17 protein-coding genes are annotated in these 24,067 nt (G+C 72.9%); 8 read left to right on the top strand and 9 right to left on the bottom strand.

Annotation, left to right across the window (positions count from 1 at the left end; genetic code table 11):
• Nucleotides 1–101: 101 nt before the first annotated feature.
• A complete protein-coding gene (locus ACGFT2_RS00970) occupies nucleotides 102–761 on the bottom strand; it encodes a TetR/AcrR family transcriptional regulator (RefSeq protein ID WP_393272127.1) in 660 nt (219 codons plus the stop codon).
• 63 nt (nucleotides 762–824) lie between these two features.
• Here ACGFT2_RS00970 and ACGFT2_RS00965 point away from each other — a divergent pair, with 63 nt between their 5' ends.
• Entirely contained in the window at nucleotides 825–2,279 is a 1,455-nt protein-coding gene (locus ACGFT2_RS00965) for an MFS transporter (protein ID WP_393272125.1), read from the top strand.
• A 529-nt stretch (nucleotides 2,280–2,808) separates the two neighbouring features.
• Here the strand turns inward: ACGFT2_RS00965 and ACGFT2_RS00960 are convergent.
• The 8 genes from ACGFT2_RS00960 to ribA all read right to left on the bottom strand — a co-directional run bounded on the left by ACGFT2_RS00960 (nucleotide 2,809) and on the right by ribA (nucleotide 12,899).
• Nucleotides 2,809–3,546 (bottom strand): class I SAM-dependent methyltransferase, encoded by a 738-nt coding sequence (locus ACGFT2_RS00960; RefSeq protein ID WP_393272123.1) that lies wholly within the window; start codon nucleotides 3,544–3,546, stop codon nucleotides 2,809–2,811.
• Complete coding sequence (locus ACGFT2_RS00955) at nucleotides 3,543–5,294, bottom strand: NAD(P)H-dependent oxidoreductase (protein ID WP_393272121.1); 1,752 nt, start codon at nucleotides 5,292–5,294, stop codon at nucleotides 3,543–3,545. The genes ACGFT2_RS00960 and ACGFT2_RS00955 overlap by 4 nt, the downstream gene beginning before the upstream one ends.
• Nucleotides 5,291–6,412 carry a bifunctional diaminohydroxyphosphoribosylaminopyrimidine deaminase/5-amino-6-(5-phosphoribosylamino)uracil reductase RibD gene (gene ribD / locus ACGFT2_RS00950; protein ID WP_393272119.1) on the bottom strand — a complete coding sequence of 374 codons (1,122 nt, stop codon included), beginning with the start codon at nucleotides 6,410–6,412 and terminating at the stop codon, nucleotides 5,291–5,293. The genes ACGFT2_RS00955 and ribD overlap by 4 nt, the downstream gene beginning before the upstream one ends.
• A gap of 335 nt (nucleotides 6,413–6,747) precedes the next feature.
• Nucleotides 6,748–7,713: a formylglycine-generating enzyme family protein gene (locus tag ACGFT2_RS00945; protein WP_393272896.1), complete on the bottom strand. Its 966-nt coding sequence runs from the start codon at nucleotides 7,711–7,713 to the stop codon at nucleotides 6,748–6,750.
• Nucleotides 7,714–7,727: 14 nt separating this feature from the next.
• Complete coding sequence (locus ACGFT2_RS00940) at nucleotides 7,728–8,423, bottom strand: SGNH/GDSL hydrolase family protein (RefSeq protein ID WP_393272894.1); 696 nt, start codon at nucleotides 8,421–8,423, stop codon at nucleotides 7,728–7,730.
• A gap of 1,016 nt (nucleotides 8,424–9,439) precedes the next feature.
• Nucleotides 9,440–10,273: an SAM-dependent methyltransferase gene (locus ACGFT2_RS00935; RefSeq protein WP_393272118.1), complete on the bottom strand. Its 834-nt coding sequence runs from the start codon at nucleotides 10,271–10,273 to the stop codon at nucleotides 9,440–9,442.
• 275 nt (nucleotides 10,274–10,548) lie between these two features.
• Nucleotides 10,549–12,234, bottom strand: a complete 1,686-nt coding sequence (locus ACGFT2_RS00930) for a WD40 repeat domain-containing protein (protein WP_393272117.1) — start codon at nucleotides 12,232–12,234, stop codon at nucleotides 10,549–10,551.
• The gene (ribA, locus tag ACGFT2_RS00925) at nucleotides 12,231–12,899 is read right to left on the bottom strand and encodes a GTP cyclohydrolase II (protein ID WP_393272116.1); all 669 of its coding nucleotides are present in this window, start codon (nucleotides 12,897–12,899) and stop codon (nucleotides 12,231–12,233) included. Before ribA ends, ACGFT2_RS00930 begins: the two co-directional genes overlap by 4 nt.
• Before the next feature lie 742 nt (nucleotides 12,900–13,641).
• On the opposite strand from ribA, the gene ACGFT2_RS00920 reads away from it, so the two are divergent.
• The 7 genes from ACGFT2_RS00920 to ACGFT2_RS00890 all read left to right on the top strand — a co-directional run bounded on the left by ACGFT2_RS00920 (nucleotide 13,642) and on the right by ACGFT2_RS00890 (nucleotide 24,030).
• The gene (locus ACGFT2_RS00920) at nucleotides 13,642–16,230 is read left to right on the top strand and encodes a Pls/PosA family non-ribosomal peptide synthetase (protein WP_393272115.1); all 2,589 of its coding nucleotides are present in this window, start codon (nucleotides 13,642–13,644) and stop codon (nucleotides 16,228–16,230) included.
• 13 nt (nucleotides 16,231–16,243) lie between these two features.
• A complete protein-coding gene (locus tag ACGFT2_RS00915) occupies nucleotides 16,244–19,504 on the top strand; it encodes an amino acid adenylation domain-containing protein (protein ID WP_393272113.1) in 3,261 nt (1,086 codons plus the stop codon).
• Nucleotides 19,505–19,545: 41 nt separating this feature from the next.
• The gene (locus tag ACGFT2_RS00910; RefSeq protein WP_393272111.1) at nucleotides 19,546–20,544 is read left to right on the top strand and encodes a TauD/TfdA family dioxygenase; all 999 of its coding nucleotides are present in this window, start codon (nucleotides 19,546–19,548) and stop codon (nucleotides 20,542–20,544) included.
• Nucleotides 20,541–21,611 (top strand): 2,3-diaminopropionate biosynthesis protein SbnB, encoded by a 1,071-nt coding sequence (gene sbnB / locus ACGFT2_RS00905; protein WP_393272109.1) that lies wholly within the window; start codon nucleotides 20,541–20,543, stop codon nucleotides 21,609–21,611. Before ACGFT2_RS00910 ends, sbnB begins: the two co-directional genes overlap by 4 nt.
• Before the next feature lie 36 nt (nucleotides 21,612–21,647).
• Nucleotides 21,648–22,673, top strand: a complete 1,026-nt coding sequence (sbnA, locus tag ACGFT2_RS00900; protein ID WP_393272107.1) for a 2,3-diaminopropionate biosynthesis protein SbnA — start codon at nucleotides 21,648–21,650, stop codon at nucleotides 22,671–22,673.
• Between the two features lie 169 nt (nucleotides 22,674–22,842).
• Nucleotides 22,843–23,475: a DedA family protein gene (locus ACGFT2_RS00895; RefSeq protein WP_393272105.1), complete on the top strand. Its 633-nt coding sequence runs from the start codon at nucleotides 22,843–22,845 to the stop codon at nucleotides 23,473–23,475.
• 195 nt (nucleotides 23,476–23,670) lie between these two features.
• Nucleotides 23,671–24,030, top strand: coding sequence for a DUF779 domain-containing protein (locus tag ACGFT2_RS00890; protein WP_393272103.1), 360 nt, complete (start codon nucleotides 23,671–23,673; stop codon nucleotides 24,028–24,030).
• Nucleotides 24,031–24,067 lie beyond the last annotated feature (37 nt).

Below are 24,067 nucleotides of genomic sequence, written 5' to 3'. Positions count from 1 at the left end.
GGAATGGTGTGGCTTCCCGCGCCCCGGGTGACGCCGTACGCGGCCCGGTGTGCGCGGCCGGGCGCCCTCCGGTGTCCACCGGTCGGAGGGTGCGCCCGGGTTCAGACGCCGTCCACGGCCCCGTGCTGGCTGCGCCACTGCGGGGTGGCCACGCCGGCCAGGACGACCTCCACCACGTCCTCGGCGAGGGTGGGGGTGAGCGGCAGGTGGTTGAAGAGCACGCGGTAGTAGGCGGTGGCGCCGAGCATGTCCAGCAGCAGGTCGATGTCGGCGTCGGGGCGGATGTCGCCGCGCCGGATGCCCCGGCGCAGGGCGGCCGCCGTGGCCGCGCGGCGTGGGTGGAACAGCTCGTTCAGGAACTCGGACTCCAGCTCCGGGTCGTCGGCGAGGTCCGCGATCAGCGCGGGCAGCGCGCGTCGCCCGATGGTCGTGGTGAACGCGTGGCTCAGGGTGCGGATCCCGGCGATGAGGTCGCAGTGGGTGCAGCCGGTGTCGGGCGTGGGCGAGGCACCCATCGTCTGCACGAGCGCGCTGACCACGAGGTGCTGCCGTGAACGCCACCGGCGGCGCAGGGTCGGCTTGGTGGTGCCGGCCCGGGCGGCGACCGCCTCCAGCGTCAGCCGGCCGTAGCCGACCTCGTTGAGGATCTCCATCACCGCGCGCCGGACCGCACCGTCGATGCGTTCGTCGCGCGGCCGGCCTCTCGAGCGCTGCGCCGTCAGCGGGGTGGTACCCCCGGCGCCCTGTGGCGTGCTCACCATGCCTCCAGTATATTTATGATTCCGTTCCGAATCGGAAAGTAATTCTCTCACACGAGGTGAGTCATGTCTCAACACGTCGGCGAGTTACCGGAGGACCTGGGCCGGCCCGGAACCGCTGCCGGGCCCGCGCGCCCCGCGCGGGCCGAGAGCGTCTTCTCCGGCCCTTACCGGGCGCTCAGCCTCGGCGTGATCCTGTCGGTGAGCATGGTCGCGTTCGAGTCCCTGGGCGTGGCGACGGTGCTGCCGGACATCGCCCGCAGTCTGGACGGCCTGGGCGCCTACGGGTGGGGCCTCTCGGCGCTGATGCTCGCCAACATCATCGGCACCGTGCTCGCGGGGCGGGCCGCCGACCGCCGGGGCCCGTGGGGGCCGGTGGCGGCGGGGACGGCCGTCTTCGCCGTGGGCTGCGCGGCGGCCGGGGCGGCCGGCACCTGGCCGCTCTTCCTGGCCGGGCGCTTCCTCCAGGGCCTGGGTGTGGGCGCCGTGATGGCCATGGCCTACACGGTGATCGGGCTGGCCTATCCCGAGCACCTGCGGGCCCGGATGTTCGCCCTGCTCTCCTCGGCCTGGACCATCCCGTCGCTGGTCGGCCCGGTCGTCGCGGGCACCCTGGCGGACAGCACCAGCTGGCGCGCGGTGTTCCTGCTGATGCTGCCGATCGTGGCGATCGCGGCGCTGTTGACGCTGCCCGGTCTGCGCCGCCTGGAGCGACCGCGGCACGAGGGGCCGGCGGCGCCGGCCGAGCCCTGGTGGAAGGGGCCGCTGGCCAATGCCGTGCTGCTGACGCTGGGCACCGGCGTGCTGCTCCAGGCGCTGCTGCTCAAGAACATGATCCTGCTGGTCGTGCTCGCCGTGGTGGGCATCGCCGTCGCGCTGCCCGCGCTGCGCCGGGTCACCCCGGAGGGGACCCTGACGGCGCGCGCGGGGCTGGGGGCCGGTGTGGTCGTCCGCGGCCTGCTGTGCGGGGTGTACTTCGGCAGCGAGGCGTATCTTCCGCTGGGCCTGCAGGAGTTGCGCGGACAGAGTGCGTGGGCGGCCGGTCTCGGCCTGTCGGCGGGCGCCATCGCCTGGGTCGTGGGCTCGGCCTGGCAGGCCAAGCGGGACGCCGAGGCGGACGGGCGCACCGGCAGCGTCGCCCTCGGTTTCGTCGTCCTGCTGCTGGGCGTGGGCGTGATCGCCCTGTCGATCCTGACCGAGGCGGTCCCGGCGTGGCTCGCGGTCGTGGGCTGGGCCATCGGCGGCATCGGCATGGGTGTGGCGTTCAACGCCGCCACCACCGACACCCTGGAACAGGCACCGGCGGAGCGGCAGGGCGAGATGAGCGGGGCGCTCCAGCTGTCGCAGACCCTGGCCACCGGTGTGGTCGCCGGTCTCGGCGGCGCGGCGCTGGCCATCGCCGAGCACTACGACTCCACCACCCGTACGGCTCTGGCCGGGCTGTTCGCCTTCACGGCGCTGCTCGCCCTGGCCGGTGTCCTGCTCTCCCGGCGCCTGCGGCCCACCGCCCCGGCCGGGTGACGTTCTTCCCGGCCGGGCCTGTGGTCCGGCCGGGAGCGGCCGGTGCCGGCTACTGGGAACGGCCGTCACCGTGCCGAGGGTGCTCCACCGCTTGGGCTGCGGTGGAAGCACCGCGGTTACAAGGCGTCCGGCACGGACGCGGCTCACCGTGCCGGACGCCGAACGGCCCCGCCGTGACCCCGTGGAGACGGGCGGGCGGGCCGTGTTCCTCCCCCGGGACTGCCGTCGGGACGACCGGCGCGGACGATGGGCGCGCTCCATCCCCCGTCGCGCGACACCGGACCCGCGCCGGACACACCCGGCGGCACAGGTAAGTCCTCGTCCGGCCGTACCGACACGGCCGGGCGAGGACTTACGCCTTCTCCCGCTCTGCTCCCGTTATGGTCCCGTTCTGATGCCGTTCTGCTCCCGCTCCGGTTCCACTCCGGTCCCGTTCTGCTCCCGCTCCGGTTCCACTCCGGTCCCGTTCTGCTCCCGCTCCGGTCCCGCTCCGGTCCACTTCCGGTTCCGCTCCGGCGGGCGAGCGGGGTCAGGCCCGGCAATGGAGCATGGTCAGGGGCGGGTTGGCGAGGAAGTCCGCCCAGTAGTCGGCGCCCAGTGCGCGCAGCCCGTCCTCCGGCACGTGCAGGGGCACCCACGTCACGTCGTGGAAGCCCGCCCGCTGCAGACTCCGCTCGTACACTTCGCGCCGCGGATACGACGTCACGAACTCCACCGGCGGGTCGAGCAGGGCGGTGATGCGCACCCGGGGGCCGGTCGGTCCCTCACCCACCCGTTCGTACGTGAAGCCGTACTTGGCCATCGACGGACCGTCGAAGTCGTATCCGGGCGCCTGGGTCAGCACGCAGAGGCGGGCGCCGGGCCTGAGGCTGCGGTGCACCGACCGGCACATGTGCTCCATCCCGGCGGCGTCCTCGGCGTAGTTGAGCAGATAGACGGCGGTGGCCACGTCGAACGGGCGTGCCGGCGCGGGGAGTTCGGCCACGTCGGCGACGGCGTAGCGCACTCCGAGCGGCGCGCGCTCCTCGATGCGGCGGGCGGCGGCGACCATCTCGGTGGAGATGTCAACGCCGAGGACGTCGGCGGCGCCCAGGCGTCTGATCCGCCGGCTGTAGAAGCCGGTACCGCAGGCCAGGTCGAGCACCGATGTGCCGCGTACGTCACCGAGCATCGCCAGGAAGCTGGCGGACTCGGCGTAACGGGCCATCGGCAGCGACTTGAAGCCTTCGTAGGTCTCGCCGATCTCGTCGTACTGCTGCACGCTCATGCCGTGCTCCTTCCGGTGGTGCCGGGTGCGAGCCGCACGGGCTCGGGGTCGGGGCGCGCGCCGTGGCGCCGTGCCGCGCGGCGCGGATGCGGGGTCCGGCGCAGCAGGTCGCCCGCGAGGGCGGTGCGCCGGCCCTGGTGGGCCGCGGCGGCCAGGGCCTCCGGGGTGGGCAGGTCGCCCGCGGAGCGGGGGTGCGAGACGCCGTACGGGTTACCGCCCGCCGCCTCGACGGCCGGGTCGGTGTAACCGGGCGGTACCAGCAGCGCGCCGGCGTGCAGCAGCATGTGGCCGAGGTCGAGGACGGCCGTCTCCGAACCGGCGTGCCGCGCCGGGGTGGTGGCGAAGCCGCTCGCCGGCTTTCCCCACAGCGGACTCCGGCCGCCGTGGGCGGGCTCCAGCGCCTGGACGAAGTCCAGCAGGGGCGCGCCCAGGGCGCCGAGCCGGACGCACGCGCCCAGCAGCACCGCGTCGGCCCAGGCGATGTCCCCGGGCTCGGCGGACGCGGCCCACGGCCCCGGCCACTCGGCGTACGGTGCCCCGCTGGGCCCCGGTATCCGCCGCAACCGCACCCGCGCACCGATGGCCCGCGCCGCAGCGGCGGCCTCCTGCGCGAGGATCCGGGTGGCGGCGTCCGCACCGTGGTACACGACGACGAGCCGCACGGGGCCCGTGACGCACGGAAGGAGACGGGAGCCCGCGCCGGAGCCGACCGCGACGGAATCCGTGCCGGGAGCACCGGCAGCGGGCCGGACACCGGAGGCAGCGTCACCAGGCTCAGCGTCCTCCGACGCGGCACCCGGCTCAGCGTCCCCCGACACGGCACCCGGCTCCGCATCGGAGGACACGGCACCCTGCTCCGCATCGGCGGACACGGCACCCGGCTCCGCGTCGGGGGCGGGTGCCGTCGGCTCCGCGTCGGGGGCGGGTGTGGTCGGGTCCGCGTCGGGGGCGGGTGTGGTCGGGTCCGCGTCGGGGGCGGGTGTCGTCGGCTTCGCTTCGGGGGCGGGTGCCGTCGGCTCCGCGTCGGGGGCGGGTGCCGTCGGCTCCGCGTCGGGGGCGGGTGCCGTCGGCTCCGCGTCGGGGGCGGGTGTGGTCGGGTCCGCGTCGGGGGCGGGTGTGGTGGGGGTGGCCGATTCGCCGGGTGGGGACGGGCGTCGTCCCGGGACGGCGGTCAGTGCCTGCGGGGCGGCGCGGGCGCGGACGCGGGCCGCGACAGTGGACAGACGGTGGCCCAGGGCCCGGGCGGCCGCGCGCTCGTGCGGGGCCGGTTCTCCCCGGCGGTTGCCGGCGGCCAGGCCGTACGCGGTGCCGCCCGCTGCGCGGGTGACCGGGTCGGCCGGATCGGCGCCCGCCACCCAGCAGCCCCAGTGGTACAGGGTGTGCTGGAGCGCCATCAGCGTCGCCTCCCGCCCGCCGTGGCGCTGGGTGGAGACGGTGATGCCGGTGGCCACCCGGTCGGCGAGCAGCCCCTGCCGCCACAGCGGCGCGGTCGACTCCAGGAACCGTTTGAAGGCCGAGGACACATTGCCGTAGTAGGTCGGGGTGGCCAGCACCAGTCCGTCCGCCCACACCACGTCCTCCGGTTCGGCCGGCCGCTCCGGCCACCCGCGTCCGGCTGCCTCGTCGTCGGCGACCCGCAGCAGCCGTACCTCGGCCCCGGCCTCCCGCGCCCCCTCGGCGGCCAGCGCAGCCAGGGCGCGTACGCTGCCGCGACGGCTGTGGTAGACCACCGCGACCCGGTGGCTCATGCCACGTCTCCTTCCGCCGTTCGCCCCGCTCCGCACGCCGGCCCCGGCGGCGCGTCGCCCGGCAGTTCCCGGATGCGCAGCAGCAGCCGTACGTCGTCACCGAGGCGGGTCACCTCGCCCAATTTCAGCCGCAGGCCGGCCAGCAGGGTGGAGGCGCCGAAGTCGCCGAGGACGGGGTGGGCCGCGGCACCCAGCACGACCGGAGCCACGTACGCCACGACCCGGTCCAGCAGGCCCTGGGCGACGCAGGACGCGGCGAGCCGGGCGCCGCCCTCCAGCAGCACCGATCGCACGCCCCGGGCCCACAGCCGGTCGAACAGGACGGCGAGGTCGAGCGCGCCCTCCGTGACCGGTACGCGCAGCACCTCGTGCCGGTGGGGAAGGACCGGCTCCGGCGTGTGCGGCCCGGTGACCAGGAGGGTGGGCGCGGCGTCGTCGAGCACGCGCGCGTGCGGCGCGACGGTTCCGTCGCGGTCCAGGACGACGCGGAGCGGGGGCGAGCCCGTCACGCCGTGGCGCAGGCCCAGGTGCGGATCGTCGGTGCGCAGCGTGCCGGAGCCGACCAGCACCGCGTCGTGCGCGGCGCGCAGGGCGTGCGCGTCCTGCCGGGACTCGGGTCCGGTGATCCACCGGGAGGTGCCGTCCGGGGCCGCCGCGCGGCCGTCCAGGGTGCCGCCGAACTTCCATGTCACGCACGGCCGTCCCCGGCGGACGGCGGTCAGCCACAGTTCGTTGCCGCGCTCGGCCTCGGCGCGCAGCACCCCGCCGGTCACCTCGACCCCGGCGTCCCGCAGCCGCCGCGCGCCGCCTGCCGCGACCGGGTCGGGGTCGGGCACCGCGTACACCACCCGGGCGATCCCGGCCCGCAGCAGGGCGTCGGCGCACGGTCCGGTGCGGCCCTGGTGGGCGCAGGGCTCCAGGGTGACCAGGGCGGTCCCGCCGCGGGCCCGTTCCCCGGCCGCGGCCAGCGCCTCGACCTCGGCGTGCGGCCGGCCGGCACCCCGGTGGAAACCCTCCCCGACGACGGTGCCGTCGGCGCCGAGGATCACGCAGCCGACGACCGGGTTGGGACTGGTCCGCCCCAGCGCGGAAGCGGCCAGCTCGACGGCCCGGCGCATGCCCGCCTCCTCGGCCGGAGCCCCCGGCTTCGATGCCTGCCGCCCGCCGGGAGTACCGGCCGTCGGAGCCGGCTGTTCGCCGGGGACCCCCGCCATGGGCGCCGATTCCTCACCGGGGCCCCCCGACATCGGCGCCCATTCCCCGCCCGAGGTGCTCGACGAGAGTGCCGATTCCCCGCCGGGACCGCCCGACATCGGCGCCCATTCCCCGCCCGAGGTGCTCGACGAGAGTGCCGATTCCCCGCCCGAGCTGCCCGGCGTCGGTGCCGGCTGCTCATCCGAAGTGCCCGGCGTCGGTGGCGGCTGTTCGTCCGTGGTGCTCGCGCGGCCGTCCGTCACGGTGTCTCCGCGAGGCGGAAGCCCATGGCGTAGATCGCGCGGTCGTACCAGCCGTGGCGGCGCCGGGTGCGGGCCAGGTCGCCGAAGCGGGTGAAGCTGCCGCCCCGGGCGATGCGGTAGGTGCCGCGCGTGACGGCCAGGTCGTCGGCGACGGCGCTGCCGCCGGGGTAGGGCCGGTAGTCGTCGGCGGTGTACTCCTCGACGTTGCCCGCCATGTCGTGCACCCCAAACGGTGACCGTCCGGCCGGGTGCACGCCGATCGGCGCGGTGGACAGCGGACCGGCCTCCACCGTGTTGGCCCGGTCCGGCTCGAACGTCTCGCCCCAGGGGAACTCCCGCCGTTCGGGCCCGGCGGCGGCGTACTCCCACTCCGCCTCGGTCGGCAGCCGGAACGCGCGGCCGGTGCGGCCGGCGAGCCAGGCGGCGTAGGCGTCGGCCGCCTCGGGCGGCACGGTCCACACCGGGTGGTTGCCGAGCCCGTCGGGGTACGCGCCGAACCGCCACGAAGTCGGCAGCGCCGAGCTGCGCGTGTCCTCCAGGAAGCGCCGGTACTCGGCGTTGGTGACCGGGTGGAGCGCGATGCGGAACGCCGGCAGGTCCACCTCGTGGACGGGGCACTCCTTCGCGATCCAGTCGTCGATCACCCCGGCGTGCCGCCAGCGCGCGGTGACCCGCCCGACCTGGTCCGGGCCGAGTCCGAGCCGGGCGCGGGCGGCGGGGACGTCGGCCATGGGCGGGTCGTCGGGGCGGATGCGGGGGTCGCCGGTCAGGCCGAGCACCGTTCCCGCCGCGTACCGGCGCTCGAAGGACTGCTCGGGGTCCTCCGCGACGCTGACGAGGGTGTCGGCGGGCGCGCCGAGCAGGTCCCGGTGTTCGCGCAGCGGCAAGGGGCCGGTGCGGGCGACGAAGGAGTCGGGCAGCGCCATCGCCGCCCGGTCGGAGAGGGTGTTGGGGTTGGCCATCACCTTGGTGCCGGTCACGGGTTCCTCCCGTCGGTGCTCGGAACGGGGACGGCCGCATCGCGGGCGGCGAACAGGCCGGTGGGTACGGCGTCGGCCACCGCCCGGTAGCCGGCGTCGTTGAGGTGGATGTGGTCCCCGCCGTCGTAGCCGGCGCGCACCCGCTGCGGGTCGGCGGGGTCACGGACGACCGCGTCGAAGTCGGCGACGGCGTCGAAGTCCGGCGAGGTGCGCAGCGCGGCGTTGAGGGCGACGCGCTGCCGTTCGGCGTCGGCGGTCCACAGCTGGGAGTCCTTGAACGGGGTGAGGGTGCCCACGATCACGGGAACGCCACGCGCGTGCAGCCGCCCGGCGAGGGTGCGCAGCCCGGCCAGGACCTGCTCGGCACTCGCGTAGGGGGCGAGCTGGAGATCGTTGATGCCTTCGTAGAGGACGGCGGCGCGCACCCCGGACTGGTTCAGCACGTCCCGGTCGAGCCGGCCGAGCGCACTGGTGCCGCGCTGTGGGCGCTCCGTCTCGGTGCCGTCGCGCAGCACCCGGTTGCCGCCGATGCCCTTGTTCAGGACGCCGAGGCCGCTGGTGGCGGGGTCGGTGGCGAGCCGGCGTGCGAAGGCGTCGGTCCAGCGGCCGTTTCCGTCGGGGGTGGAACCGGAGCCGTCGGTCTGCGAGTCACCGAGCGCGACGACGGTGCCGCGCGTGCCCGTGCCGCGCACGTCGACGCCGGTCAGGAAGAACCAGGAGGTCTCGGTGCCGGTGAAGGCCGCCGCACCCTGGTCGCCGGTGTGGTCGCCGCTCTCGGAGACGTAGTTGGTCTGCTGGGCCAGCCAGTGCCAGGTGGTAGGGCCGGTCGGGCGGGGCAGGTGCACGCTCACCAGCAGGTCGGCGCCCGCGGGCACGGCGAAGGGCAGCGGGTCGCCGACGGTCTCGGCGCCTGCGGGCACGGTGGTGCCGGACGCCCCGCCGAAGGTGACCGGGCGCAGGGTGCCGGGGACGGCCGTCGCCGAGCGGGACGACCCGGCCCGGCCGACGGTGACCCGGCCCAGCACCAGGTCGCGGCTGCCGTGCACGTTGGACAGCCGCAGCCGCAGTTCGTCACCGCCGACCGAGGTGTGCACGACCATGCGTACGGTGCGGTCGTCGATGCCGGTCCGCGAGATGCCGTCCGGCGCGGCGGGCGCCGGCGCGGTCCCCCAACTGCCCGACCAGGCACCGCCGGAGGGACCGGCGAGGCCCGAGGAGCCTGAGCGACCGGAGAAGCCCGAGGGATCGGACAAGCCCGAGGGATCGGAGAAGCCCGAGGGATCGGAGAGTCGGGCTGGACCGTCGAGGCGGGCTGGACCGGAGAGGCCGGAAGGGCGCACGGCGGGACCGCCTGCGGGGTCCACGGTCGGGCCGCCTTCGGTGCGGCCCGCCGGCCCTGCGAGGCCCACGGCCGGGTGGGCGGCGGCGTCCACGGCGGGACGCGCGGCCGCCGCGGGGGCGCTGCCCAGAAGGGCGCCGCCCAGCAGAGCCGCCGTGGTGGTCGCCGCGAGGACGCCGGACAGCCGGCCGCCGCGGCCCGCTCCCGGTCCGCCGCGGCGGACCGAGCCACCCGGCACCCGTGGCGAGCCACCCCGCACGCGCACCGAGGCACCCTCCCCGCGCACCGGACCAGCCGCCACACGCACCGAACCCTCCCCGTGCGCCGAACCCCGCACGCAATCCGAGCCGTCCTGTGCCCGGACCACGCTCATCGGCCACCGTCCCCGGCCGCACCGACGCCCGCACCCGTGCCTGCGCCCGCGTCCATGCCGGCACCTGCACCTGCACCTGCGCCCGTGCCCACGCCCGCACCCGCACCCGCACCCGCACCCGTGCTCAGACCCGCATCCGGCCCCGAGCCGACGGCCCGGTACGTGCCCACCAGGTAGTGCAGCCCGGCCGTGCCGCGTGGCACCAGCCGTACGTCGACGGGTACGAAGCCGTGTGCGGTGACCAGTTCGGTCAGCTCCTCCTCGGTGAACTCCCGGTACAGGCGCCGCGCCCCGTTGGCGAAGAGCCGGCCCGGCCCGTCCGCCGACCGGAACACGGACACGGTGAACAGTCCACCGGGCACCAGCAGTTCGCGGATCCGGGCGAGGTAGCCGCCGTATCCGTCGGGGTGCTGGTGGTGCAGGCAGCCGTTGTCGAGGACGGCGTCGTGGACTGCCGTGCCGTCCAGGTCGGACAGCGAGCACACCGCGAACCGCGCCCGCCCGTCGCTGCGGGCGGTGAGCTCGGCCCACTCGCCGGACTCGACGAGGTCGATGCCGGTGACCCGGCAGCCCGCGCCGAACAGGATGGCGGCGTCGCGGCCGTGTCCGGTGCCGATGTCGAGGACGTGCGCGCCGGGACGGTCGCCGAGGGCGCGCAGCAGCAGGCGGGGGGCCTCGCGCATGGCGTCCTCGGCGGTCCACACGTCCCGGCCGTTGACGTAGTGGTCCTGGAAGTCGGAGAGCAGTACGTCCGCGTACGCCGACTCGTCGAGGGGCGGGGCGGTGGCGGGAGAGACGGAGTAGCGGTCGGCTATCTGGTGGCTGTGCATGGGTGATGAGTCCTGTCGTCTGGGGGCACGGGGCGGCGGGCGGGAGGGAGCCGTACGCGCCGGCGGTGCCGGAGGGGTCCTGCCGCTCCGGCACCGCTCGCCGCTCCAGCCCCGTCGGCCCGGCCGGTGCGCCCCGCCCGCACGGCCGGCCGCTGTCGCAGGCGCCCGGGGCGCCTCGCGGGGGGGGCGTGTCAGGTGCGCGGCACCGCCGTGGCCCGGGGGCGGCCGGAGCGTCGCCGGGGCCGTGTCGGGTGCGGTCCCGCTCCCGCCGTGGTTCAGCCGGCGACCGTGTAGACCTGCCCGTCGTACGAACCGGCGACGAAGAGCTTGCGCGCCGTGTCGTAGGCCAGGGAGGAGATGCCCGCCGTGGTGGGCCGGTCGGTCACGGCCCAGCGGTCGTCGGACCGGTCGTAGACCGCGATGCGGCCGTTGTAGCTGCCGGTGGCGATCAGCCGGCCGTCGGTGTCCGCGGCGACGCACTTGATGGAGTGGGTGTGCGGCGTGGAGAGCACCCGCACGCTGCGGTCCGGGTTCCACAGGCGCAGCCTGAGATCGCGGCTGATGCTGGCGAACCAGCCGTCGCCGAGGCCCGCGCAGCCGTTGGCGATCCTGTCGTGGGCGTCCTCGACGGTGGCGATCTTCTCCAGCGTCGAGATGCGGTACCAGGTCGCCGAGGCATCTGCGGCTACGGAGAACAGCAGGTCGCCGGAGACCGCGACGCCCTTGACGGCGTTGACGTTCAGCGGCAGGTCCGCCACGTGCTCGACGGTGTCGCCGGCCAGCTTCAGCAGCAGTCCCTCGCCGGTGTACGCGCCGATCACGGCGTAGCTCTCGCCGTCGCGTTCGAAGGTGACACCGCAGTTCAGCGGCGAGCGGTGCTGATGGAGTTCGCGGCCGGTCAGCGCGTCGAAGACCTTGCCGAGCTGGCCACCGGAGAGCACCAGCCCGCCGAGGGGGGTGAGGAAGTTGCACAGGCTGCCGGTCTCGGCAACCGGCTCGCCGTCGCGCCGTACCGTGCCCGCGTCGCCGACGGTGAGCGTCGAGCCGCCACGTTCCGGCAGGACCGCGTTGACTCCGCCGGTGGGCGGCACGACGGCGGTGTCCCAGGTGCGTGCGTGGTAGTCGTAGCCGCGATAGGTGGCACCGAAGGTGGCGAAGACCAGGCGGGTGCCGCCCGCGAAGGCGCAGGAGCGGGGCCAGACGTCGTCGGGCAGGGCCGTGGTGTCGCGAGCCTCGGGGGTCCCGGAGGACACGTCCCACAGCCGCATCGTGCGGTCGTAGGAGAGGCTGACCAGCAGGTGGCGCGCGTCGTCGAGGACGAGGCGCTTGATGCCCGCGTCGTGCGCCGGGACCGTGCTGCGCTCGGTGGGGCCGACGACGATGATCTGCCCCTCGTCGTTCCCGGCGAAGATGGTGCCGGAGGAGGAGATGGCGACGGTGTCGGTCTCGACGCCGTCCATGTCCAGGTCGGCGATCACGCCGCCGGTCGCCAGGGACCAGCGCTTGATGGTGCCGTCGTCGCTGGAGGAGATCAACTCGTCGGCGTCGCGGGCCCATTCGACGGAGATGACGTCGGCGGTGTGGCCTTCTAAGCGGTGCAGCAGCCGGCCGGTGAAGTCGTAGACGCGCACCCGGTGGTCACGGGAGGCGGTGGCCACGAGTTCCCGGGCGGGGTGGAAGACGGACATCTCCACGTCGTCCTCCTGATCCGCGAGGACGGCCACGAGCCGCAGGTCGGGAACGGTCCATAAGCGGGCGGTGTGGTCGCTGGAGGAGGTCAGCAGGTGCTTGCCGTCGGGCGCGAACTGGCACTGGTTGGCCAGGTGGTCGTGGAACGAGCGGGCCACCGCCCGGCCGGTGTGCTGGTCCCAGCAGATGACCTGGTTGTCGTAGCCGGCCGTCGCGACGTACTCGTCCCGCCACGCGGCGATGCCGCTGATGGGTCCATGATGCCGGATCATATGGGCTCTCCCAGAAGCTCGATGGTGTGTCCGCTCTGCTCGACCTTGACCCGCAGATAGTCGTGGTTGCGTTCGGTCCGGTGGATGCCCGTCGGGATGACCTCGTCGACGGTGATGCCGTACTCCCTCAACTGCTGGACCTTGTCGGGGTTGTTGGTGCGCAGCTGGATGCACGCCACGTCCAGGGCGCGCAGCATCTGCGCGGCGACGCGGTAGTCACGCAGGTCGTCGGAGAAGTTCAGCTCCCGGTTGGCGGCGAAGGTGTCGAGGCCCTGGTCGTCCTGGACGCGATAGGCGTCCAGCTTGTTGTACAACCCGATGCCGCGCCCCTCCTGACGGAGGTACAGCAGGATTCCCCCGGTCTCGGCGAACTGGTCGACCACTTCGGAGAGTTGCGGTCCGCAGTCGCAACGGGCGGAGCCGAACACGTCTCCGGTGAGGCATTCCGAATGCACGCGCACCAGGGGTACGGACCGTGAGGACGGGAACACGACGGCGATGTGTTCCCGTCCGTCGGCGAGCCCGGTGAAACTGATCATTTCGGCTGTGCGCCAGGAACCGTCGCTCAGATGCACCGGCACTTCGACCCGGGTGCGGATCGTGGCCCCGTGAGTGAGCGGACCGGTCCTCGGTTGCGGCATCTTGCCGCTGGACGTGCTCAACATGGATCGTCCCTCCGCTGGTAACAGCCCGATCACGTAACCACACGGTCAGTGCGGCGCACAGTACGGAGAGACCGAGACACCCCCCGAAACGTTTTGCGTTCAACACCGATACGGGAACGATCACCGGTGAACGGACCGGGAAGCGCCTGAGACGCCCGGGCGACGGCGAGGTCGACACGTTCGCACCGTCCGGTCACACACGGGCGCGGCCCGCCGGCAGTGGGCGGCACGGGAGACCGGCCGCAGGAGGCCCTGGGAGCCGGCGCGGAAGGCGAGCGGGACAGGCGGCCGCCGCGATCGAGTGGCCGCAGAGGGCCGCGGGCACACGAACGGCCCCACCCGGCGTCGGCGACGCGAAAAAAATAAAGCAGCCCTCGCGCAGCCCTCCGCGCACCGACGGCGCTCTTTCACAAACAGCCAGTCGAAGGAGTCGAGGAAAAGCCACTGAGCGCACGATCAGCGCCCGGCGGACAACGCTTCCCGTATGCCTTCGCAGCCGCCGAGCGGCTCGCCGTCCGTCGGCTCCGACTATACCGGCAAACCGCCGTTCGGGTGATCCGGAAGGCGCCCCCGCCTTCCCCGGAAAGCCGGAAATCCGGACCCGCCGGGAGTTTTCGCGGAAGTCCGGCCGCCCTTCCGGAGTGGCAAGCTGACGTCTGCCTGGCCAGACTGAACATGGCGGTTCGGGATCAGGGAAGAGCCCGTCTCGAACCTCCGCTCGACACGTCTACCGGGAGATCGAATGGTGGAGCAGTCCTCCGAGGTCCATATATCCGGGCCGCACGAACCTGCCGTCACCATGAACGGCATCGGCCCGACCGAGACGGAGACCGAGAGGAAACTCGCAGACGCACTGGCCGGCGTCGTGTCGGCCGAGTGCGTACCGGTCGAAAGTCACTTCTTCGACGACCTCGGTGCCAATTCCCTGGTCATGGCCCAATTCTGTGCGCGGGTACGGAGAATACCGGATCTGCCGTCTCCCTCCATGAGGGACATCTACCGGCACCCCACCATCCGGAGCCTGGCGACGGCTCTCGCGCCGGCCGCTCCCGGACCGCAAGAACATGCCGTCTCCCAGGCGGTGTCGGTGCCCAGGATCCCGCCGGAGCCGGTGGCGCACACGAGCCGGCTGGTCCACTTTCTGTGCGGAACGGCCCAGTTGCTGGCCTTCCTCGTCTACTCCCTCGTCTCCGGTTTCATCACCGCCGCCGGATACGAGTGGATCGCCGACGGGGTGGGAGTCTTCGACACCTACCTGCGGTCACTGGCGTTCGGCGGAGGCGGTTTCATCGCCATGTGCATGTTCCCGGTGGTGGCGAAATGGCTTCTCATAGGCCGCTGGAAGCCGACCGAGTTCCCCGTCTGGGGCCTGTCATACCTGCGCTTCTGGCTCGTCAAGGTGCTGCTCCACGCCAACCCCATGGTGTTCCTCGTCGGGACCCCGCTGTACGTGCTGTATCTGCGCGTCCTCGGCGCACGCATCGGCAAGGGAGTCACGATCCTCTCCCGCTCGGTCCCCGTCTGCACCGACCTGCTGACCATCGGTGCCGGCACCCTGATCCGCAAGGATTCGTTCTTCCTCGGCTACCGCGCCCACGCGGGCCGCATCCAGACCGGCCGGGTCACCCTCGGGCGCGACGTCTTCATCGGCGAGAAGACCGTCCTGGACATCGACACCTCGATGGGCGACGGCGCACAGCTCGGCCACACCTCCGCGCTGCACCGGGGGCAGGCGGTGCCGGACGGCCGGCACTGGCACGGCTCCCCGGCGGAGCCCACGCACATCGACTACCTGCGGGTCGCACCGGCCAAGGTCGGCACCGGACGCCGGACCTGGTACGGCCTGCTCACGATGGCGCAATTGATCTTCCTGTACGTCCCGCTCGCCATCGGCGGGGTGTACATGTTCTTCACCGAGGTGCCGGCGCTCCGCGAGCGGCTCGACCCGGAGACGGTCGTGCTGTCCCGGTCCCAGCTGATCACCGACGCGCTGACCGTGTCCCTCGGCCTGTTCTGCGCCTTCGTCGTCGGGGGGCTCCTCGCCCTGTACGCCGTTCCGCGCCTGCTGGGACTGATCGTCAGGCCCGACCGGACCTATCCGCTCTACGGCGTCCACTACACGCTGCACCGGGTTTCGGCCCGCCTGACGAACATCAAGTTCTTCGCCTGGCTCTTCGGTGACAGCTCCTACATCGTGCACTATCTGCGCGGGGTCGGGTACGACCTGTCCCGGGTCGAGCAGACCGGATCCAATTTCGGCACCGAAATGGCGCACGAAACCCCGTTGCTGGTGACCGTCGGCACCGGAACGATGGTGGCCGACGGTCTTTCCGTGGTGAACGCGGACTACTCCAGCACGTCCTTCCGGCTGTCCCGGGTGACCATCGGGCCGCACAATTTCCTGGGCAACAACATCGCCTATCCCGTGGGTGGCCGGACGGGCGACAACTGCCTTCTGGCGACGAAGGTGATGATTCCCCTCGACGGCGAGATCCGCGAGGGCGTGGGGCTCCTCGGTTCGCCGTCCTTCGAGATTCCCCGCTCGGTGGAGCGCGACTCGCGGTTCGACCACCTCAGATCGGGAGACACGCTGCGCGACCGGCTCGCCGCGAAGAACCGGTACAACCTCCGCTCGATGGCCCTGATGCTGTTCGCACGCTGGCTGCACACCTTCGGGCTCACCCTGCTCGCCCTGGCCACCGTCGATCTGTACGGCGTGCTCGGGGACGTGGTGATCGCCCTCTATCTGGCACTGACGCTGGCGCTGTCCACCGCGTACTACATCCTGCTGGAACGCTGCCTGCTGAGGTTCCGCAGGCTCGGCCCCGAGCTGTGCTCGATCTACGACCGGAAGTTCTGGGAGATCGAGCGTCTGTGGAAGGTTCCGTCGCACTGGCTGAACATCTTCAACGGCACGCCCTTCAAGTGCCTCGTCTGGCGCCTGATGGGTGTGCGCGTCGGCAGCAGGGTGTTCGACGACGGCTGCTACGTGACCGACCGGACCCTCGCGGTGATCGGCGACGAGTGCACCCTCAACGCCGGCACCAAGATCCAGTGCCACTCGCAGGAGGACGGCACCTTCAAGTCCGACAGCAGCACGCTCGGTGCCGGCAGCACGCTGGGCGTCGCCGCCCATGTCCACTACGGCGTGACCCTCGGCGCCGGCTCGGTGCTGGCACCCGACTCCTTCCTGCTGAAGGGCGAGGAAGTCCCCCCGAACACGCACTGGGGCGGCAATCCCGCCGTGGACATGCCGGAGCCCGGCCGCCCCGTCGGCGGCACCGGCCTGACCGTGCCGGCTGCCGACGTCACTGCGGCAACCGTGAGCTGAGGAAGGCCAAGCGATGGGAACACGCGTGGAAGCGGACCGGGAGTTCTGGAGCCGCATGCTGACCGCCGGCAGTGTCACCGCCGTGCCGAGGTGGGCGCCGGAGCCGGTGCCGGGGGCGGCCGAGCACGAGACCCCGGTGCCGGACGACGTCGCGGACGCGGTGCGCACACTGGTGCGTCGGTGGGGCGTACCGGTCAGCGCGCTGCTGCTGGCGGCGCACGCCAAGGTGCTGGCGGCCCTGTCCGGTGAGCGGGAGGTCGTGACGGGCTACACCACCGGAGTGCGCGGCGAGCCGTTGCCGTGCCGCCTGGCCGTACCCCCGGAGTCCTGGCGTGCCCTGGTGACGGCCGCCGAGCGCGCCGAGGCGGACGTGCTGGCGCACCGGGAGTACCCGGTGGCCGGCCTGCGGCGGGAGCTGGGGCTGACCGAGCCGTCGTACGAGGTCGTGTTCGGCCCGATGGGAGCCGACGAGCCGCACGCCGACGACGGTGTGCTGCACGTGCGCTGGTCCGACCGGGGCGGGCGGCTGATGCTGCGGCTGCGGTACCGCACCGACGCACTGGACGCCGCGGCGGCGGCCCGGATCGGCGGCTACCACCTGACGGCGCTGCGCCTGATGGCGGCCGGCATGGACGCCGATCACGGGCGGCAGAGCCTGCTGTCGGCGGACGAGGTGCACGAGCAGCTGGAAGGACTGGCCGGACCGCAGCGCCTGCTGCCGGACGCGCGCGCCCACGAACTGTTCGAGCAGCGGGTGCGGGCGCATCCGGAGGCCGTGGCGGCCGTGCACGGCGAGCGGGTGTGGACGTACGACGAACTCAACCGGCGCGCCAACCGGCTGGCCCGGGCACTGCTGGCGCGCGGCCTGGGCCGGGAGGACGTGGTCGCCGTCGTCACGGAGCGCAATCTGGACTGGCTGGCGGCGACCCTGGCGGTGTTCAAGGCGGGCGGCGCCTACCTGCCGATCGAACCGCACTTCCCGGCCGGCCGTATCGAGGCGACGCTGACCCGCGCGGGGTGCCGCCTGGCCGTGACCGAGGCCGGCAGCACCGGCACCCTGGACGAGGCGCTGGCCACGATGCCCGGCGTCGAGAAGCTCCAGGTCGACGCGGCGTACGCGGAACCGCACGCCGATGACGACCTCGGTGTGCGGGTGGACCCCGGCCAGCTGGCCTACATCTACTTCACGTCCGGCTCCACCGGCGAGCCCAAGGGCGCCATGTGCGAGCACGCGGGCATGCTCAACCATCTCCACGCCAAGATCGACGACCTGGGCATCGGCGAGGGCTGCGTGGTGGCGCAGACTGCGCCGCAGTGCTTCGACATCTCGCTGTGGCAGCTGATCTCCGCGCTCCTGGTCGGTGGGCGGACCCTGCTCGTCGAGCAGGACGTGATCGTGGACGTGGAGCGGTTCGTCGACACCCTGGTGCGCGGCCGGGTCGGCGTGGCGCAGGTCGTGCCCTCCTATCTGGAGGTCGTGGTCTCCTGTCTGGAGAAGCAGCCACGCGGCCTGCCGGACCTGCGGTGCGTGTCGGTCACCGGTGAGGCGCTGAAGCGGGAGCTGACCCAGCGCTGGTTCGCGGTCCAGCCGGACGTCAAGCTGCTCAACGCCTATGGCCTGACGGAGACCTCGGACGACACCAACCACGAGGTCCTGGACCGGGCGCCGGACCGCGTGCTGCTGGGACGAGCGGTCAACAACGTACGCGTCCTCGTCGTGGACGAGAACCTGTCCCTGGTGCCGCTGGGTGCACCCGGGCTGATCGCGTTCTCGGGCGTCTGCGTGGGACGGGGTTACGTCAACGACCCCGAGCGCACCCGCGAGGCCTACCGGACGGACCCGTACCACCCCGGCGAGCGGCTCTATCTGGGCGGTGACTGGGGACGCTGGCACCCGGGCGGCAAGCTGGAGTTCCTCGGCCGCCGGGACAACCAGGTCAAGATCCGTGGTTTCCGGATCGAGATCGGTGAGATCGAGAACTCCCTGCTGCGGGTGGACGGCGTGCGCGACGGCGCGGTGGTCGTCGCCGAACTGGCCGGCGGCAACAAGCATCTGATCGCCTACTACAGCGGCAGACGCCACCGGCCGGAGGTGCTGCGGGAGGCGCTCGGCGCGGTGCTGCCCGCCTACATGGTCCCCTCCGCCTTCCACTGGCAGGACGGGCTGCCGCTGACCGCCAACGGCAAGACCGACCGGAAGGCGCTGACCGCGCTGGCCGAACGGACACCGGCCGCCGATCCGGACGCGCAGGGGGAGGAGGCCCCCGGCTCGCTCACCCCGGCCGAACGGCGGCTGGCCGCTGCCTGGGCCGAGGTACTGGGCGTGCCCGAGCACCGGGTCGGCCGGACGGACCACTTCTTCGACTCCGGGGGCACTTCCCTGACGGCCGTCAAGCTCACCCTCGCGCTCGACCGTGCGGTGTCCCTGAAGGACATCACCCGGCATCCGGTGCTCGCCGACCTGGCGGCCCTGCTCGAGGGTGCCACCCGGCAGCACGTGGAGCTGCTGCAGCCGCTGTCCGGGGCGGGCGGTGCGCCGGAGTGCGCGCTGGTGTGCTTCCCCTACGCGGGCGGCAACGCGGTCAACTACCAGCCCATGGCGAGCGCGCTCGCGGGCAGCGGTGTGGCGGTGCTCGCGGTGGATCTGCCCGGTCACGACCTGGCCGGACACCACGAGCCGCTGGCGTCGGTCGCGCAGGTGGCCGAGCGGGTCGCCGACGAGATCACCGCACGGGGCCTCACCCGGGTCATGCTGTGGGGCCACTCGTCGGGTGCCGCGCCGGCCCTGGAGACGGCGCTGAGGCTGCAGGAGCGGGGCGTGCCCCCGACGCGGGTGTTCCTCGGCGCGCAACTGCTCGGCACCGCGGGCGACCGGCGGGCCGCCGTCGGTGAGCTGACCAGCCTGAGCGACGCCGCGGTCGCGGCCCGGCTGACCTCGGACAGCGGCTACCCGGAGCTCGCGGAGCTGAACGCGCGGCACGCCGAGCAGATCGGCGCCGCCTACCGGCACGACTGCGTGTCCGCGCACCGCTGGTTCTGCGCCGCCCTGGACGGCCCGCCGGCGGTGAGGCTGTCCGCGCCGGTGACGGTGGTGGTCGCCGTCGACGACCCGCACACGGCCGGCTACGCCCAGCACCACCGGGACTGGCTGCTCGTCGCCGACCACGTCGATCTGCACGAGCTGCCCGACGGCGGTCACTACTTCCCGCGCACCCGTCCGGCAGGGGCGGCGCAGGCCGTCCTGAGAGCCGACGTACCCCTGGCCTCCTCCTGAGCCTCGTCCGCCCCCGGACGAGCCACCGAAAGGAAACCGAGATGCCGTTCTCATCCCTGGCACCACCGCTCGACGTGGAGCTGAGGCCGGGCAGACCCGCACTGCTGCGCGTCGATCCCTCCGGCGACGCCCCGGGCTGGGCGGCCGAGTACCGAGAGGCGCTGCGTGCGCAGGTCACCGAGCACGGGGCGCTGGTGGTCCGCGGCCTCGGACCACGCACCGCGGACGAGGCCGGTGCCGTCCTGACCCGGCTGGGCGGTCCCCTCATGACGGAACGGGAGGCGTTCGCCCCCCGTGAGGCTCTCGGGCCGGGTCTCTACTCCTCCACGACCTGGCCGGCCAACCAGCCGATGTGCATGCACCACGAGCTGAGCTACACGGCCGAGGTGCCCGGCCTGATGCTGTTCGCCTGTCTGACCGCGCCCGAGCAGGGCGGGGCGACGGCGGTGGCCGACGCCGAGCAGATCCTGCAGGCGCTGCCCGCCGCACTGACCGAACGGTTCGAGCGCGAGGGCTGGCTGCTGACCCGCAGCTACAACGACGAGATCGGGGCCTCCCTGGAGGAGTCCTTCGGCACGGACGACCGTGCCGAGATCGAGCGGTACTGCCGGGCGAACGCCATCGACCTCACCTGGCAGCCCGACGGGTCACTGCGCACCGAGCAGCGCCGCAGCGCCGTGGTGCGCCACCCGCTCACGGGCCGGCGCTGCTGGTTCAACCAGATCGCGTTCCTCAACGAGTGGACCCTGGCACCGGAGATCCGCGAGTACCTGGTGGACGAGTACGGCGCGGACGGACTGCCGTTCAACACCCGCTACGGCGACGGCAGCCCGATCGGCGAGGACGTCGTGCAGCTGCTCAACACCACCTACGAGGCGCACACTCTGCGTGAGCCCTGGCAGGCCGGTGACGTCCTGCTCGTGGACAACATCCGCACCGCGCACAGCAGGGAGCCCTTCAGCGGGGAACGGCAGGTGGTGGTGGGCATGAGCGAGCCCCGGCGCCTGGCGGACCACCACCCGGAGGCGAGCGAGCGATGACCGATCTGCTGTCGTCCACGGCCGACGCGGCCGTACCCGACCGGCCCTCGGTGCCGACGTTCTCGGTGATCTCCGGTGAGCAGGTGCAAAAGGCGCTGACCGGGTCCGAGAAAGAGGTCGTGGAACTGGTCGAGGCCACCTACCGGCTGCACGGCGCGGGAGACTCGGTCAACCCGCCGTCGTACTTCCTGCGCTTCGCCGACCGCCCCACGGCGCGGATCATCGCGCTGCCGGCCTCCGTCGGCGGATCCGTCCACGTGGACGGACTGAAGTGGATCTCCAGCTTCCCGGAGAACGTGGACGCCGGGCTGCCGCGGGCCTCCGCCGTGCTCATCCTCAACGACCACGACACGGGCTATCCGTTCGCCTGCCTGGAGAGTTCCATCATCAGCGCGACCAGGACCGCGGCGTCCGCAGCGCTGGCGGCCGACTGGCTCAGCCGCAACCGGACCCGCCCCACCCGTGTCGGATTCTGCGGCACCGGCCTGATCGCCCGCTACATCCACACCTTCCTGGCCCGCACGGGCTGGGAGTTCGAGGCGATCGGCGTGCACGACCTCGCGGCGAGCAGCACCGAGGGGTTCTGCGGCTACCTGCGGCAGACCGGCGCCACCGAACCGGTCACCGTCCACGACAGCGCCGAGAGCCTCATCCGCTCCAGCGACCTCGTGGTCTTCGCCACCATCGCCGGCCGGCCGCACGTCACCACCCCGGCCTGGTTCGGCCACAACCCCGTGGTCCTCCACGTGTCCCTGCGCGACCTCGCCCCCGAGGTCCTGCTCGCGTCGGCCAACTTCGTGGACGACGTCGAACACTGCCTGAAGGCCGACACGTCGCCGCATCTGGTCGAACAGCGCACCGGAAACCGCGACTTCCTGAACGGCACCCTCAACGACGTGATGCTCGGACGGGCCGCACCACCGACCGACCAGCCGGTGATCTTCTCCCCCTTCGGGCTCGGCGTCCTCGATCTCGCCGTCGGCAAGTACGTCTACGACCGAGTGGCCCGGGCGAAACAGCTCCGCGTCATCGACGACTTCTTCCACGACCTGCGCCGGTACGGCTGAAGCCGTCATCCTCTTCCTGGCACCAGGAGGCCCGCCGTGCCTGTCATCTCGGCTCCCTACGCCTTCAACGAAGGCCAGCTCTTCGTCGACCTCGAGTCGATCTGCGGACACCCGCTCTATCTGAAGTGCGAAGGCTTCAATTTCGCCGGCTCCATCAAACTGAAGGCCGCGAACGAGATGGTGGAGACGGCCGAGCGCGAGGGAGTCCTGAAGCCGGATTCCGTCCTCGTCGAGTCCTCGTCCGGAAACCTGGGCGTCGCGCTCAGCATGATCGCGGCGAGCAAGGGCTACCGGTTCCTGTGCGTGACGGACTCCCGCTGCAACCTGTCGACCAGGCTCCTCATGGAGGCACTCGGCAGTGAGGTGCACGTCGTGTCCGACCAGGACGCCAACGGCGGCTTCCTGGGCACACGGATCGAGTACGTCCGTGGACTGTGCGCGTCCGACGAGCGCTACGTCTGGCTCAGCCAGTACACCAACCCGGGCAACTGGCGGGCCCACTACCGTACGACGGCCCCGGAGATCGCCGGCGAGTTCCCGGAACTGGACGTCGTCTTCATCGGGGCGGGCACCACCGGAACCCTGATGGGCTGTGCGCGCTATTTCCGCGAGTGGCACCGGCCGGTGCGGATCGTCGCCGTGGACAGCATGGGCTCGGTGGCCTTCGGCGGTGAACCAGGCCGGCGGATGATCCCAGGCCTGGGCATGAGCATGCGCCCACCGCTGCTCGACGAGTCCTACGTGGACGAGGTGGTCCGGGTGGAGGAGGCGGACACCATCCGCACGTGCCACCGCCTGGCCCGGCGTGGCTTCCTGTTCGGCGGCTCCACCGGGACGGTGGTCAGCGGGGCGACGGACTGGCTGACCCGGCACGACGCGCACGACGTCACGGCGGTGGCCATCGCGCCGGATCTCGGCGAGCGCTACCTCGACACCATCTACCAGACCAACTGGCTGCAGGACCTGTACGGCGAGCACATCCTCGACGCCGCACAGGTGGACACCCCGCCTCCCGGGGTCAAGCCCGCGTCACGGGCGCCGGGCCGCCGGCGCAGGCCCTAGCGGCACGGCCCCCGGGGGCCCGGGGGCCCGGGCCGGTACGCTGGGTCGTCCGAGCGGCATCGGCACGGCGGTCTCGCCGCTGGGCACGCGCTGCGGTCGGGCACGCGGTGCCGGCGGGCGAGCGGTGCCGGTGGCGCGAGCAGCTCAGCGAGGCCAGGAGGCTCGGCCGGTGATCGCCGTCAATCCGCTGGACAGCGCTTCGGTACTGGCCGCCTTCGGCGCGCTGGGGGTCCTGGCGGTGATCTTCGCGGAGTCGGGTCTGCTGGTCGTCGGCTTCTTCCTGCCCGGTGACACCCTGCTCTTCCCGGCCGGTGTGCTGTGCGCGAGCAGCGCCCAGCAGGAGGCGCGGCTGTCGCTGTGGCAGGTGCTGGTGTGCGCGGCGGTGGGGGCGGTGGCCGGTGGGCAGGTCGGGTATCTGATCGGGCGGCACGGCGGGCGGGCGGTGCTGGCGCGCACGTCCCGCCGCCGGGTGAAGGGCGCGGCGGCGCGGGCCGAGGAGCTGCTGGCCCGGTACGGCTACGGCAAGGCGCTGGTGATCGGCCGGTTCGTACCGGTGCTGCGGACGGTCCTGCACCCGGTGGCCGGTGCGCTCGGGGTGCCCGCGCGGCCCTTCACGCTCTGGCAGACCCTGGGCGGTGTCCTGTGGTCGCAGACGCTGGTCCTCGCCGGGTACCTCCTCGGCGCCTCCGTCCCGCACGTCGACGACTATCTGCTGCCGCTGGTCGGCGTGGTCGTCGTCGCGTCGCTGCTGCCCCTGCTGATCGAGACCTGGCGGTCCCGCCGCGCCCGGCACCGCTCCTGAGACCGCATGCGCCCGGCCTCTCGGGCGGGCCGGGCAGCGGCCCGGCCCGGCGGCCCCACCCGCCCGTGGCCGACGACCGGATCGGCCGCGTCCCGTCCCGTACGGGGCGGCCGGGCAACGACGCCTTCTGGACGATTTCCTGAGCATCCGTGAGACTGGACCGGGCCCGACGCCCCCGCTCTCCAGGACGGTGCCATGGAAGAGACAGTCCCCCGCGTCGAACTCACCCCGCAGGCCGCCGAGCTGGTGCGCCGACTGCGCGCCGCACACGGCCCGCTGATGTTCCATCAGTCCGGCGGCTGCTGCGACGGCAGCGCGCCCATGTGCTACCCGGACGGTGAGTTCCGCACCGGCGGCTCCGACGTGCTGCTCGCGGAACTGTCGGTGGAAGGCGTCGGGGAGCCCGTCACCTTCTGGATGTCACGCAGTCAGTACGAGGTGTGGAGTCACACCCGGCTGATCGTCGACGTCGTGCCGGGTCGGGGCAGCGGCTTCTCGCTGGAGGCACCCGAGGGGGTGCGTTTCCTCACCCGTTCTCGCGTAGTTGACGCCTAGTCAGCACATCGGTCGCCGTCGTCTGGTGCACTGCCCC

Origin of the sequence: Streptomyces sp. NPDC048514 (genome assembly GCF_043199955.1) — a bacterium.
GTDB lineage: Bacteria > Actinomycetota > Actinomycetes > Streptomycetales > Streptomycetaceae > Streptomyces.
This window is presented reverse-complemented; position numbering and strand designations above follow the sequence as displayed.

Excerpts from the sequence above, each read along its gene's own strand:
- ACGFT2_RS00970 (WP_393272127.1), bottom strand. The coding sequence starts at position 761 with ATGGTGAGCACGCCACAGGGCGCCGGGGGTACCACCCCGCTGACGGCG.
- ACGFT2_RS00965 (WP_393272125.1), top strand. The coding sequence starts at position 825 with ATGTCTCAACACGTCGGCGAGTTACCGGAGGACCTGGGCCGGCCCGGA.
- ACGFT2_RS00960 (WP_393272123.1), bottom strand. The coding sequence starts at position 3,546 with ATGAGCGTGCAGCAGTACGACGAGATCGGCGAGACCTACGAAGGCTTC.
- ACGFT2_RS00955 (WP_393272121.1), bottom strand. The coding sequence starts at position 5,294 with ATGAGCCACCGGGTCGCGGTGGTCTACCACAGCCGTCGCGGCAGCGTA.
- ribD (WP_393272119.1), bottom strand. The coding sequence starts at position 6,412 with ATGCGCCGGGCCGTCGAGCTGGCCGCTTCCGCGCTGGGGCGGACCAGT.
- ACGFT2_RS00945 (WP_393272896.1), bottom strand. The coding sequence starts at position 7,713 with ATGGCCAACCCCAACACCCTCTCCGACCGGGCGGCGATGGCGCTGCCC.
- ACGFT2_RS00935 (WP_393272118.1), bottom strand. The coding sequence starts at position 10,273 with ATGCACAGCCACCAGATAGCCGACCGCTACTCCGTCTCTCCCGCCACC.
- ACGFT2_RS00930 (WP_393272117.1), bottom strand. The coding sequence starts at position 12,234 with ATGATCCGGCATCATGGACCCATCAGCGGCATCGCCGCGTGGCGGGAC.
- ribA (WP_393272116.1), bottom strand. The coding sequence starts at position 12,899 with ATGTTGAGCACGTCCAGCGGCAAGATGCCGCAACCGAGGACCGGTCCG.
- ACGFT2_RS00920 (WP_393272115.1), top strand. The coding sequence starts at position 13,642 with ATGGTGGAGCAGTCCTCCGAGGTCCATATATCCGGGCCGCACGAACCT.
- ACGFT2_RS00915 (WP_393272113.1), top strand. The coding sequence starts at position 16,244 with ATGGGAACACGCGTGGAAGCGGACCGGGAGTTCTGGAGCCGCATGCTG.
- ACGFT2_RS00910 (WP_393272111.1), top strand. The coding sequence starts at position 19,546 with ATGCCGTTCTCATCCCTGGCACCACCGCTCGACGTGGAGCTGAGGCCG.
- sbnB (WP_393272109.1), top strand. The coding sequence starts at position 20,541 with ATGACCGATCTGCTGTCGTCCACGGCCGACGCGGCCGTACCCGACCGG.
- ACGFT2_RS00890 (WP_393272103.1), top strand. The coding sequence starts at position 23,671 with ATGGAAGAGACAGTCCCCCGCGTCGAACTCACCCCGCAGGCCGCCGAG.